This window comes from Streptomyces sp. B15 (assembly GCF_018070605.1).
GTDB classification, from domain to species: domain Bacteria; phylum Actinomycetota; class Actinomycetes; order Streptomycetales; family Streptomycetaceae; genus Streptomyces; species Streptomyces smyrnaeus.
In genome coordinates this window covers 1-12,860 of the sequence record NZ_JAGPXJ010000138.1, presented here as the reverse complement: position 1 = coordinate 12,860, position 12,860 = coordinate 1, and the positions used below count along the sequence as shown (strand labels likewise).

General features: G+C 69.9%; 9 protein-coding genes and 1 pseudogene. All 10 read left to right on the top strand.

All coding sequences use genetic code 11. The features are described from left to right. Positions 1-240: 240 nt before the first annotated feature. Positions 241-1,191, top strand: a complete 951-nt coding sequence (locus KBY19_RS33875; RefSeq protein WP_180289783.1) for a carbohydrate ABC transporter permease — start codon at positions 241-243, stop codon at positions 1,189-1,191. Continuing rightward, positions 1,191-2,093, top strand: coding sequence for a carbohydrate ABC transporter permease (locus KBY19_RS33870; protein ID WP_185018345.1), 903 nt, complete (start codon positions 1,191-1,193; stop codon positions 2,091-2,093). The genes KBY19_RS33875 and KBY19_RS33870 overlap by 1 nt, the downstream gene beginning before the upstream one ends. A gap of 221 nt (positions 2,094-2,314) precedes the next feature. After that, on the top strand, positions 2,315-3,502 hold the full coding sequence (locus KBY19_RS33865) for an ROK family transcriptional regulator (protein WP_099884908.1): 1,188 nt from the start codon (positions 2,315-2,317) through the stop codon (positions 3,500-3,502). 264 nt (positions 3,503-3,766) lie between these two features. Beyond that, entirely contained in the window at positions 3,767-4,879 is a 1,113-nt protein-coding gene (locus KBY19_RS33860; RefSeq protein WP_099884909.1) for a substrate-binding domain-containing protein, read from the top strand. 68 nt (positions 4,880-4,947) lie between these two features. Beyond that, positions 4,948-5,772, top strand: coding sequence for an ATP-binding cassette domain-containing protein (locus KBY19_RS33855; RefSeq protein ID WP_180289784.1), 825 nt, complete (start codon positions 4,948-4,950; stop codon positions 5,770-5,772). After that, positions 5,769-7,127, top strand: coding sequence for a sugar ABC transporter permease (locus KBY19_RS33850; RefSeq protein ID WP_307842403.1), 1,359 nt, complete (start codon positions 5,769-5,771; stop codon positions 7,125-7,127). Before KBY19_RS33855 ends, KBY19_RS33850 begins: the two co-directional genes overlap by 4 nt. Before the next feature lie 322 nt (positions 7,128-7,449). Next, on the top strand, positions 7,450-9,366 hold the full coding sequence (dxs, locus tag KBY19_RS33845; RefSeq protein WP_210967370.1) for a 1-deoxy-D-xylulose-5-phosphate synthase: 1,917 nt from the start codon (positions 7,450-7,452) through the stop codon (positions 9,364-9,366). Between the two features lie 168 nt (positions 9,367-9,534). Then, complete coding sequence (locus KBY19_RS33840; RefSeq protein WP_210967369.1) at positions 9,535-11,064, top strand: glycosyltransferase family 39 protein; 1,530 nt, start codon at positions 9,535-9,537, stop codon at positions 11,062-11,064. Positions 11,065-11,236: 172 nt separating this feature from the next. Further along, complete coding sequence (locus KBY19_RS33835; RefSeq protein WP_210955761.1) at positions 11,237-11,707, top strand: hypothetical protein; 471 nt, start codon at positions 11,237-11,239, stop codon at positions 11,705-11,707. Then, positions 11,704-12,860, top strand: a pseudogene (locus KBY19_RS33830) (hypothetical protein); the annotation flags it as partial. The gene KBY19_RS33835 and the pseudogene KBY19_RS33830, both read left to right, overlap by 4 nt.

Genomic DNA, 12,860 nt, shown 5'->3' with positions numbered 1-12,860 from the left:
AGTTGGCCCCGAACGTACTGGCGGGGGCCGCCATTGATTCCGCCGGCCCCTCGCCGTCGTGGCGCGCCGCCATCGGGGCGGAAAGGGGTCCGGGGGCTCCGCCCCCGGACCCCCGGCTGCGCTCGCTCATCCGCGCCCCGGCAGGGGCGCGGCACAACACACTCGCAGTCCGCGATGCGCAGCAAGGGGCACCCCTGACCGGCCCCCGACAGCACAACCTCCGCACCGCAAGGAGACCCCGTGTCATTGAAGGCCCCGCCGTCCCCGGCCAGCAGGAGCCGGGGACGTGGCGGGCAACCCGTCCGGCCGGTCCGCCGCACACGAGGCGGACTGGCCCGGCTCGGCCCGCTTCCCTGGATCGCCCCGGTGGTCCTGCTCATTCTCGCTGTCGTCGTCTGGCCCGTCATCGAGCTGGTCAGGACCTCGTTCCTGAACATCAGCATCGCGGGGATCGTGCGGGGCTCGGCCGGCACCGACAAGTACAAGAAACTCCTCGACGAGACCGACTTCGGGCACGTCATCCTCTGGACCGTGCTGTGGACGGTCGTGGTCGTCGGCGTGACGATGATCGTCTCGCTGGGCCTGGCCCAGCTGTTCAACCAGCGCTTTCCGGGCCGCCGCGTCACGCGCTGGGCCCTGATCGCGCCCTGGGCCGCCTCGGTGCTGATGACGGCCATCGGCTTCAAGTGGATGCTCGACCGCACGGCCGGCGTCCTCAACACCGTGATGATCGACCTGGGCCTCATCGACGACTCCAAGGACTGGCTGGGCTCTGCGGGCACCGCCTGGCCCTGGATGATGTTCGTGGCGGTCTTCGTCTCGCTGCCTTTCACCACCTACACCCTGCTGGCCGGGCTCCAGACGATCCCGGCGGACGTCTACGAGGCCGCCCGGATCGATGGTGCGGGGGCCTGGCAGACCTATCGGGGGATCACGCTGCCGCTGCTGCGGCCGGCCTTCCTGGTGGGTGTGGTCATCAACCTGATCAACGTCTTCAACTCGTTCCCGATCATCTGGGCGATGACACAGGGCGGCCCGGGCAGCGACACCGCGACGACCACGGTGTTCATGTACAAGCTCAAGGAGACCGACATCGGCGAGTCCGCGGCCATGTCGGTGGTCAACTTCCTGATGGTCGTCGTGCTCGTGCTGATCTTCCTGAAGGTCAGCCGGTGGAACGAGGAGGACTGATGGCGACCGCAACACAGACCGCCGGACCCGAACCGGTCGAGGAGGGGACCGCCCGGCGCGCCCCGCGCCCGGCGCGGCCCAAGCGCACCTTCCGGCCGCGCACCCTGGTGATCACCGCGGTCGCCTGGCTGCTCGCGGCGCTCTTCCTCGCGCCGTACCTGGAGATGATCGTCACCGCGCTGCGGCCGGCGGAAGAGCTGCGGGACCGCACCTATCTGCCGGACAAGCTGCACTGGTCCAACTTCATCGACGTGTGGAAGGAGTCCTCGCTCGGGGACAACCTCCAGGTGACGCTGCTGATCTCGGGCGGTGCCACGCTGCTGGTGCTGCTGGTCTCGCTCCCGGCGGCCTACTACACGGCCCGGATGCGGTTCAAGGGACGCAAGTGGTTCCTGCTGCTGGTGCTGGTCACCCAGATGTTCCAGCCGACGGCACTGCTGGTGGGTCTCTACCGGGAGTTCCATCAGCTGGACATGCTCAACTCGGTCTGGACCCTGATCCTCACCAACGCCGCGTTCAACCTCGCCTTCGCCGTCTGGATCCTGACCGCCTACATCGGTTCGATCCCGCCGGAGCTGGAGGAGGCGGCGATGGTGGACGGCACCAGCCGCTTCGGGGCGATGATCAAGGTGACGCTGCCACTGGCGCTGCCCGGTGTCGTCACCGCGGTGATCTTCACCTTCATCACGTCCTGGAACGAGTTCGTGATGGGGCTGACGCTCTCCACCGAGCCGGACAAACAGCCGCTGACGGTCGGGATCAACAACTTCATCGGTGCCTACACGGTGCAGTGGAACTACCTGTTCGCCGCGTCGGTCGTCGCGATCGTGCCGGTGATCATCCTGTTCGCCTTCATCGAACGGCACGTGGTCTCCGGCCTGACGGCAGGCTCCGTGAAGTGATCCGCGGCGGCGGGAAGCGGGTACGCACCCGAGCGCACCCGCCGCTGCTCCCGGGTCCCCGGCCGCGGCCGGGGACCCGGCGTTTTCCCCCGCTCAGCTCCGTATGATGAGCCGCAAATGAGCACCAGCCGCTCCCAGCCGAGCTCAAGGGCTTGACGGGAAGAACCGCTGGGGCTCTTCTTAGGGTTCAGTTGTTGGAGACAAACGGGGAGTGAACAGTGGTGGAGACTCCGGGGTCGCAGTCCTCGCTGCACCGGGCGAACCTCGAGCGCGTCGTGCGGGCCGTCCGGATGGCGGGCTCGCTGACCCAGGCCGAGATCGCCCGCACCACCGGGCTGTCGGCCGCGACTGTCTCCAACATCGTCCGTGAACTCAAGGACGCCGGGACCGTGGAGGTCACCCCCACCTCCTCCGGCGGGCGCCGGGCCCGCGCCGTCTCGTTGAGCGCGGACGCCGGGATCGTCGTCGGTGTCGACTTCGGCCACTCCCATCTGCGCGTCGCCGTGGGCAACCTGGCGCACACGGTGCTGGCCGAGGAGGCCGAGCCCATCGATGTGGACGCCTCGGCCGACCAGGGCTTCGACCGCGCCGAGCAGCTGGTGCGGCGGCTGGTGGGGGAGAGCGGCGTCAGCCCGGCGAAGGTCATCGGCATCGGCCTCGGGGTGCCGGGCCCCATCGACATGGAGACCGGTGTGCTCGGCTCCACCGCCATCCTGCCGGGCTGGGTGGGCACCAATCCGCGCGACGAGCTCGCCGCCAGGATGGGCGTGCCGGTCTACGTCGACAACGACGCCAACCTCGGCGCCCTCGGCGAGCAGGTTTGGGGGGCCGGCCACGGCGCCCATGACCTGGCGTACATCAAGGTCGCCAGCGGCGTCGGCGCCGGACTGGTGATCAACGGCCGGATCTACCGCGGCCCGGGCGGCACCGCCGGGGAGATCGGCCACATCACGCTGGACGAGTCGGGCCCGGTCTGCCGCTGCGGCAACCGCGGCTGCCTGGAGACGTTCACCGCGGCCCGCTATGTGCTGCCCCTGCTGCACTCCAGCCATGGAACGGATCTGACCATGGCCCGGGTGGTGCGGCTGGCGGCCGAGGGCGATCCGGGCTGCCGGCGGGTCGTCGCCGACATCGGCCGGCACATCGGCAGCGGTGTCGCCAGCCTCTGCAACCTCCTCAACCCCTCGCGGGTCGTCCTCGGCGGCGACCTCGCCGAGGCCGGGGACCTGGTGCTGGGTCCGGTACGGGACTCGGTGGCGCGCTACGCCATTCCGAGCGCGGCCCGCCAGTTGAAGGTCCTGCCCGGCGAACTCGACAGCCGGGCCGAGGTGTTGGGCGCCCTGGCGCTGGTCCTCAACGAGATGGGCGACACCACCTTGGTGGACGCCGCCGCGTCGAGCGTCGCGTAGCCCCGCCGGCGGCAGCCCGCCGTTGCGGGGTCGGCAGCCGTTTGCCGGGTACGGCGCCGTCGTGGCTTGTGGAGGCACCCCCTGCTCGAAGAGCTCGGGGGAGCAGTTCCCCGCGCCCCTTCGGGGTGTCATGGGTTTCTGTCTTCAACGGATGGCATCGTTGTCATCTCGTTAAGTATTTGCTTATTGACCGCTGAGTCACCGGCGAGTTGACTTCCGGCTACCTCGGCCGCAACGCCGCGGCCCCGTCAGGGAGGTCTCTCAATGCACGCAGCGCTGCGCGGCATCGTCCTCGGCACCGTCACACTCTCACTCGCCCTCACCACGGCCGCCTGTGGCAGTGCCGACCAGGCGGACGGCAAGGACAGCGACAAGTCCAAGAAAGGGCCGCTGACCATCGGGCTGCTGCTGCCCGAGAACCAGACGGCGCGCTACGAGCGCTTCGACAAGCCGCTGATGGTCAAGAAGATCAAACAGCTGGCGGGCAAGGACACCAAGGTCCTCTACGCCAACGCCAAGCAGGACGCCAACCTTCAGCAGCAGCAGGTCGACACGATGATCGCCAAGAAGGTCGACGCGCTGATCGTCGACGCGGTGGACGCCAAGTCGATCTCCAGCTCGGTCAAGAAGGCCGACGACAGCGACATCCCCGTGGTCGCCTACGACCGCCTCGCCGAGGGCCCCATCAAGGCCTACACCTCCGTCGACAACCCGCGGGTCGGCCGGATCCAGGCCAAGTCCCTCCTCGACGAGCTCGGCGACAAGGCCGACAAGGGCAAGATCGTCATGATGAACGGCTCCGTCACCGATCCCAACGCCAAGATGTACAAGGAGGGCGCCCACTCCGTCCTCGACGGCAAGGTGAAGATCGGCAAGGAGTACGACACCAAGGAGTGGAAGCCGGAGAACGCCAACGAGAACATGAAGGGCGCCATCTCCTCCCTCGGCAAGAAGAACATCGTGGGCGTCTACTCCGCCAACGACGGGATGGCGGGCGGCATCATCACCGCGCTGAAGCGGGCCGGCTTCGACAAGGACGAGCTGCCCCCGGTCACCGGCCAGGACGCCGAGCTCAACGCGGTCCAGCGGATTCTGGCGGGCGAGCAGTTCATGAGCGTCTACAAGCCGTACGTCCCCGAGACCTCCGCCGCCGCCGAGTTCGCCGTCGCGCTGGCCCGGGGCGAGTCGCTGGACAAGATCGCCACCTCCAAGACGGACAGCGAGTCCACCAAGGACATCCCGACGAAGATCGTCACGCCGCTGCCGCTGGTCAAGGACGACATCAAGAAGTACGTCGGCAAGTCCGGCTTCTTCACGGCCAAGGAGATCTGCACCGCCGACTTCAAGAAGGCATGCGCCGAGGCGGGCATCAAGTAGACCCCGGCAGCCGGTCGGCACCCCCACCGCTTCGGCGGTCGGGGGGTGACGGCCCAGGGGTATAAGGAGTGATTCACGTGTCCGCTTCGCCCGTGCTGGCGTTGCGCGGAATCTCCAAGCGGTTCGGCGCCGTCCAAGCGCTCACGGACGTCGAGCTGGAGATCCACCCCGGTGAGGTCGTCGCGCTCGTCGGCGACAACGGTGCGGGGAAGTCCACCCTGGTCAAGGCCATCGCGGGCGTCGCCCCGGCCGACGAGGGCACCGTGGAGTGGGACGGCAGACCCGTCCGTATCGAGCGGCCGCACGACGCCCAGGAACTGGGCATCGCGACCGTCTACCAGGACCTCGCGCTGTGCGACAACCTCGATGTCGTCGGCAACCTCTTCCTCGGTAACGAGATCAAGACCCGCGCCGTGCTGAACGAGGTGGAGATGGAGCGCCGCGCCCGGGAGCTGCTGTCCACCCTCTCCATCCGGATCCCCAGCGTCCGCGTCCCGGTCGCCTCGCTCTCCGGCGGGCAGCGGCAGACCGTCGCCATCGCCCGCTCGCTGCTGGGCGACCCCCGTGTCGTCATCCTCGACGAGCCCACGGCGGCGCTCGGCGTCGAGCAGACCGCGCAGGTGCTCGACCTGGTCGAGCGGCTCCGGGAGCGGGAGCTGGGAGTGCTGCTGATCAGCCACAACATGGCGGACGTACGAGCCGTCAGCGACCGGGTCGCGGTGCTGCGCCTCGGTCGCAACAACGGGACCTACACGGTGAGCGAGACCACCCAGGAGGAGATCGTCTCCGCGATCACCGGGGCGACCGACAACGTCGTCACCCGCCGTAACGCCCGTACCGCGGACAACGCCCGTACCGCAGACAACGCGCCCACGACGGAGGTGCACAAGTGACCACCGGCACCCCCACCGACGGCACACCGGCCGACGGCACCCCCGTGGACGTCACCAAGGCGGACACCGGTGAGGCGGACGCCGCGCAGGCCCCGGGCGCGGCGGAGAACCAGTCGGCGGCCCCGGGCGCGTCCGTCGCCACCCTCGACCCCCGGCTGCTGGTCCGCCGGCGCGGCTTCGCCGGCTATCTGGAGGACCTGCTGCGCCGGCTGCGCACCGGTGAGCTGGGCTCCATTCCGGTCATCGTCGGTCTGCTGGTCATCGGCGCGGTCTTCCAGCTGCAGGACTCCGCGTTCCTGAGCGCCAACAACCTCAGCAACCTGTTCGTGCAGAGCGCGGGCACCGGGCTGATCGCGGTCGGCATCGTCTTCGTGCTGATCCTCGGCGAGATCGACCTGTCGGTCGGCTCGGTCAGCGGTATGTCGGCCGCCGTGCTGGCCGTCCTCAACATCAACCACGGCATGAACGAGACGCTGGCGGTGCTGCTGGCCGTCCTCACCGGAATGGCGGCCGGTGCGATCCACGGCTTCTTCTTCGCCAGGATCGGCGTCCCGGCCTTCGTGGTCACCCTGGCGGGCCTGCTGGGCTGGAACGGTCTGATGCTCCAGATCCTCGGCCCCAGCGGCACCATCAACCTCGACGACGACGGGCTGGTGGCGCATCTCACCAACTACTACTTCTCCGACAAGGCCGCGGCCATGGGCCTGGCCACCTTCTGTGTGCTGGCCTTCCTCGGCTTCTCGCTGCTGGACCAGCGCCGGCGCAAGGCCGCCGACGTCCCCAGCCGTCCGCTCAGCGAGATCCTGCTGCGTACAGCGGTACTGGCGGTACCCGCCTATGTCGCGGCCGCGGTCTTCAACTCCTACAAGGGGCTGCCGCTGGCGGTGGTGATCTTCCTCGGTGTGGTCGTCCTCGGCGACTTCGTGCTGCGCCGTACGAGCTACGGCCGCCAGGTCTTCGCCGTCGGCGGGAGCAGCGAGGCCGCCGGGCGGGCGGGGATCAACGTGCCGATGGTGCGGATCACCGTCTACGCCATCGCCGGAACGATGGCGGCGGTCGGCGGGCTGTTCTTCGCGTCACAGATCAACGCGGCCAACCAGTCGTCCGGCGCCGGCAGCCTGCTGATGAACTGCATCGCGGCAGCCGTCATCGGCGGCACCAGCCTCTTCGGCGGTCGCGGCAAGACCTGGTCGGCGCTGCTGGGCGCGCTGGTCATCCAGTCCATCAACTCCGGAATGGCCCTGCTGGGCACCGGTTCGGCGCTCCGCGACATGATCACCGGCGCGGTGCTGCTGGCGGCGGTCGTGATCGACTCGGTCTCGCGCCGGACACAGAAGACGGCCGGGCGGGCTTGACCATTTCCGATTTCCGGCCACTTTTCCTGGCCCGGCATCGATCGGCGAAAGGCCCCTGACCAGGGAATCCCTTGTGTCGAACGTATGCACTAGCTCGGTGGAGGCCTGCCGAAATGCGAGGGGCACTCCGGGAAATCCTCCCGGAGTGCCCCTCGCATTCGGCCGGGTACCGCCGGTAGGGACCGGCATTCGTGTGAGTGAGATGCCACCGTCCGGTGAATCCGGACGGGGGCGGAACATTAGACTCGACGGATCGGAAGCGGCACGGTCCGACAACGACGGCTCGACAGCGTTCGATCACGCTTGACGCAAGGAGGTACGGGTGGCGTTGCTGACCCGCATCAGGGGACCACGCGATCTGGACCGGCTCACCCCGGAGCAGCTCGACGAGCTGGCCGGGGAGATCCGCACCTTCCTGGTCGAAGCGGTCTCCAAGACCGGCGGCCATCTGGGCCCCAACCTCGGTGTGGTCGAGCTGACCATCGCCCTGCACCGGGTCTTCGACTCACCCGCGGACAAGGTGCTCTTCGACACCGGGCACCAGTCCTATGTGCACAAGCTGCTGACCGGGCGGCAGGATTTCTCCAAGCTGCGGGCCAAAGGCGGCTTGTCGGGGTACCCCTCGCGGGACGAGTCGGAGCACGACGTCATCGAGAACTCGCACGCTTCCACGGTGCTGGGCTGGGCGGACGGTCTGGCCAAGGCGAACGAGGTGCGGGGCCGGGACGACCATGTGGTGGCGGTCATCGGTGACGGCGCGCTGACCGGCGGAATGGCCTGGGAGGCGCTGAACAACATCGCCGCGGCCAAGGACCGTCCGCTGGTGATCGTCGTCAACGACAACGAACGCTCCTACTCGCCCACCATCGGCGGCCTGGCCAACCACCTGGCCACCCTGCGCACCACCGACGGCTACGAGCGCTTCCTGGCCCGGGGCAAGGACGTCCTCAACCGCACCCCCGTCGTCGGCAAGCCCCTCTACGAGACGCTGCACGGCGCCAAGAAGGGGCTCAAGGACTTCATCGCCCCGCAGGGCATGTTCGAGGACCTGGGCCTGAAGTACGTGGGTCCCATCGACGGGCACGACATCGCGGCTGTGGAGTCGGCGCTGCAGCGCGCCAAGCGGTTCGGCGGTCCGGTGCTGGTGCACTGTCTGACCGAGAAGGGCCGTGGCTACCAGCCCGCGCGGCAGGACGAGGCCGACCAGTTCCACGCCGTCGGCGTCATCCACCCCGACACCGGACTGCCCGTCAAGTCCTCCGGCGCCGATTGGACTTCCGTCTTCAGCGACGAGATGGTCAAGCTCGGCCGCGAGCGGGAGGACATCGTCGCCATCACGGCGGCCATGATGCGTCCCGTCGGACTCCACGCCTTCGCACAGGAGTTCCCCGACCGGGTCTACGACGTGGGCATCGCCGAGCAGCACGGCGCGGTCTCCGCCGCCGGACTCGCCACCGGTGGGCTGCACCCGGTCTTCGCCGTCTACGCCACCTTCCTCAACCGCGCCTTCGACCAGCTGCTGATGGACGTGGCGCTGCACAGGTGCGGGGTGACGTTCGTACTCGACCGGGCCGGGGTCACCGGCTCGGACGGCGCCTCGCACAACGGCATGTGGGACATGTCCGTCCTCCAGTGCGTACCCGGCCTGCGGCTGGCCGCGCCCCGCGACGCCGACCAGGTGCGCGCCCAGCTGCGCGAGGCCGTCGAGGTGGAGGACGCGCCGACCGTGGTGCGGTACTCCAAGGGCGCCGTCGGCCCGGCCGTCCCCGCGGTGCGCCGGGTGGGCGGCATGGACGTACTGCGTGAGCCCGCCACCGGGGCGGCTGCCGATGTGCTGGTGGTGTCGGTCGGGGCGCTTGCCCCGATGTGCCTGGAGGTCGCCGACCTGCTCGACAAGCAGGGCATCACCGCGACCGTGGTGGATCCGCGCTGGGTCAAGCCCGTCGACGAGTCGCTGTCGCCGCTGGCCGAGCAGCACCGGGTCGTCGTGACCGTCGAGGACAACAGCCGCGCGGGCGGTGTCGGCTCGGCCGTGGCGCAGGCGCTGCGGGACGCGGGCGTCGATGTGCCGCTGCGGGACTTCGGCATCCCCGAGCGCTTCTTGGACCACGGGTCCCGGAAGGAGATCATGGCGGAGATCGGGCTCACCGCGCCGGACATCGCCCGTCAGGTGACGGGGCTCGTCGCCAAACTGGACGGGCGCTTCGACGCGGAGCGGGCCGAGGTGGCCCGCGACTAGCCGCTTTGCGGGGTGCCTCCTCTGCCCCTGTGCGTGGAGGGGGTGCCCCGGCCCGAGGCCGGCGGGCCGCGGGCAGTTGCTGGTCGCTCGCGCGGTCCCCCGAGGCGCTTGGGGGAGCAGGGTGGCCAAGCGCAGCCCCCCCGTGTCAGGTGCCGCTAAATTGGGGGGATGCCGTCGTCCCCAACCGCGGAACGCCACACCACCGCTGCGAGCGCCAAGGAGCCCGCAGTCGACTGGACGCGGCTCGTCGTCGTCCTCACCGCCCTCACGGTCCTCACCCGACTGCCGTCCTTCGCGCGTACGCCGTGGAACCCCGACGAGGGCTATCTGGCCACTCAGGCGCGCCAGCTGGCGGACGGCGGGGTGCTCTACGACACCGTCGTCGACCGCAAACCGCCCTTCGTGCCCCTGCTCTACCGCGGTGCGTTCGCGGTCTTCGGCGACGACTCGCTGTGGCCGCTGCGGGTGGTGGCCATCGTCGCCGTGCTGGTGGGCGCGGTCCTGGCCGCCTCCATCGCGGCCCGCCGCTGGGGTGAGCGAGCGGCCTGGACGGCGGGTGTCTGCTACGTCTTCCTGACGGTCGGCCTCAAGCCGGAGGACACCCAGGCGGCGACGTTCGAGGTCTTCATGCTCCCGTGGACCGTGGCGGCCATCTGGTACGCCGAGCGGGCCCGCTGGCTGGGCGCTGGTCTGGCGGTGGCCGGAGCGGTGCTCTCGAAGCAGACCGGTGGTGCCGTGCTGCTGCCGGTCCTGGTTCTGCTGTGGCAGTCCCGCGCGGGTTGGGCGGCCTTCGTCCGGGTCAGCGCCGCGGCGGCGCTCCCCGTGGTGAGCGCCGCTTTCGCTTTCGACCCCGGCCGGTTCCTGTACTGGATAGCGACCGGCTCCGGCTCCTATCTGTCCGCCGACGGCGCCGGGATCAAGCCGCTGCTGCGCGCGCTCGCCGGTGTCGGCCTGCTGACGCTCGCCGCCCTCCCGCTCGTCGTCGCCCTCGTCCGCGTCGTCCGCTCCCGCGCCGCCGGGCCACCCGGCACCCGCGCCCCGCTCAGCGGCACCGCGGATCTGTGGGTGTGGTTCGCCGCCTCGCTCGGCGCCGCCACCGTCGGCTTCCAGTTCTTCGGGCACTACTTCCTCCAGCTCGTTCCGCCGCTCGCGCTGCTGGGCGCCGCGGCGCTGCACGAGCTCACCGCCAGGGCCGCCACCGCGGCGCTCGCCGCCACGGCGCTCGTGGCCTGCGGGTACGTCGGCTGGGGCTTCACCGACAGCCGTGCCGAGGTCGACCACGCGCGACGGCTGGCCGACACCGTGCGCTCCTACACCGACCGCAAGGACCGGGTGCTGCTGTGGGGCATGCACCCCGAGGGGTACTGGCTGTCCCAGCGCTCTCCCGCCTCCCGCTATCTGACCGCCGGGTTCCTCACCAACTTCAGCGGCGGCCGGGGTGAGGCACGGGTGGGGGAGCGGTACGCGATGGAGGGTGCCTGGCCGCACTTCGAACGCGAGCTGCGGCGGCGCCCGCCCGAGCTGATCGTCGACGACTCGCGCGGCAAGCGGTACGGCGTCCAGCAGATTCCCACGCTGCGTCGGCATCTGGCCCGCCACTACGAGAAGGTGGCCACCATCGACGGCTCGTCGTTCTATCTGCGTAACAGCCCGAAGATCCGCTCCTCCCGCGCCGGCCACGCGCCTCCGGCCCGCTGACCGCCTTCCACCCTCGCGGCCCGCGGCTGCTCCCGGCTGCCCCCGACTGTCCAGTTGCCGCTCCCCCGGTGATCGACTGTTGTTTCCCTGCGCCGGTTAGGTTCGCCGCCCCGCGTGCGTCACGCCGGCATACGCGGGACAGTCGCACGGCGCAGGGCACGGGGAGGACAGCTTGTCGTTCGAGCAGGAGTGGGCCGGGCTCAAAGCCGCGTACGCGCCCGAGTCGACGGCGCATATGCGGCTCGCCGGGGCCGATGTGCCCGGGGGCGGCGGTGGCGGCACCGGACGCGGCCCGGCCGGGAAGAAGCGGCTCCAGGTGACCGACCATGTGCTGCGGGAGCGCGCGGGCCGCGCCGAGACCGTACGGGGGCAGTTCCTCAAGGCGGACGACGAGGTCATGCGCGAGACCGGGCAGATCGGCGGCGGCCTCAAGGGGTTCCGTACCGAATCGGCCCTCGCCACCTTCCAGGAGCGGTGGCGCGACCAGATGTCCTACGTCAAGCAGCAGTTCACCGGCACGGCGTCCGCGCTGCGCATCGCGGCGGGGGCGTTCACCACCGAGGACCACCGGCGGAAGAAGGAGATCGACGACGCGGCGGGCGGGAAGCCCGGCCACACTCCGCCCGCGGGTGGCCGTCCGTGAGCGACACGCTCACCTACACCGACGTACGGCACGCCGACCTCACCCCGCTGGACGAGGCCGTCGGCAAGTGGAAGAACGCCCCCGGCACGTTCCAGCAGGTCGCCACCAACTTCGGTACCGAGGTCGTCAAAGGGCTGGCGAACTCCGACTTCGAGGGCGAGACGGCCGAGGCGGCGTGGCGGAAGTTCCGGGCGGTCAAGGCGCAGTTGCTGGCCGCGCAGGAGGAGTCCCGGCGGATGCACACAGTGCTCTCCCAGGCCCTGGAGAAGTTCCGTACCGCGCAGAAGGCGCTCAAGACCATCGAGGAGGAGCTCGAAGGCCATGAGCATCTGCGACTGGACAAGAGCGACGGCTCGGTCGAGCTGAAGCTCACGGACGAGGAGGAGAAGGCCCGCACCGCCTACGCCAAGGCCTACCGCGAGGTCATCGCCGGGTACCGGGACCGCACCCGCGCCGCCGTCGACCTCGCCGACCAGGCCGACCGGGATCTCGCCCAGGCACTGACCACCGACGTCAACGGCACCGCACGCGGCTTCAACGACCACGCGTACGACAGCCTCAAGGCCGCCCGCGAGCACTCCGCGCGGGACCTCAGGGAAGCGCTGCACCTGGCGCGGACCAAGAACGGCGAACTGACCTCCGACCAGTTGGAGCGGCTCACCGCGCTGATCGCCCGGCACGGCCGGGACCCGCAGTTCGCCGGGCGGTTCGCCACCGAACTCGGCGCCGAGCGGACGCTGCAGCTCTGGTACAACGCCACCCACCCGCACCATCCCGATCACCCGGACACGAAGATCGACGAGAAGGCGTGGTGGAAGTCGGCCCGGACGCTGCAGGAGTCCTTGAGCACCACGCTGGCCACCGCCTCGCACTCCGACTCACCGGCGATGCGGCAGTGGCAGCAGGACATCATCGCGCTGGGCGACAAGCGGCTGGAGAGCAGCGGCGGCAGGACGCACCCCTTCGGCTTCCAGCTGATGAGCAACCTGATGCACTCGGGCACGTACGACAGCGGCTTTCTGAACCGCTACGGCGACCGGCTCGTGGCCTGGGACAAGGAACTCAACACCCGCGACAACTACGCCTACTGGGCCAACAGCGCCGACACCGACAACCTCGACCCCGGCGGCGAGCCGGGCGACAGCGGGCACGT

Coding starts and splice junctions, on each gene's coding strand:
- KBY19_RS33870 (WP_185018345.1), top strand. CDS start 1,191: ATGGCGACCGCAACACAGACCGCCGGACCCGAACCGGTCGAGGAGGGG.
- KBY19_RS33860 (WP_099884909.1), top strand. CDS start 3,767: ATGCACGCAGCGCTGCGCGGCATCGTCCTCGGCACCGTCACACTCTCA.
- KBY19_RS33840 (WP_210967369.1), top strand. CDS start 9,535: ATGCCGTCGTCCCCAACCGCGGAACGCCACACCACCGCTGCGAGCGCC.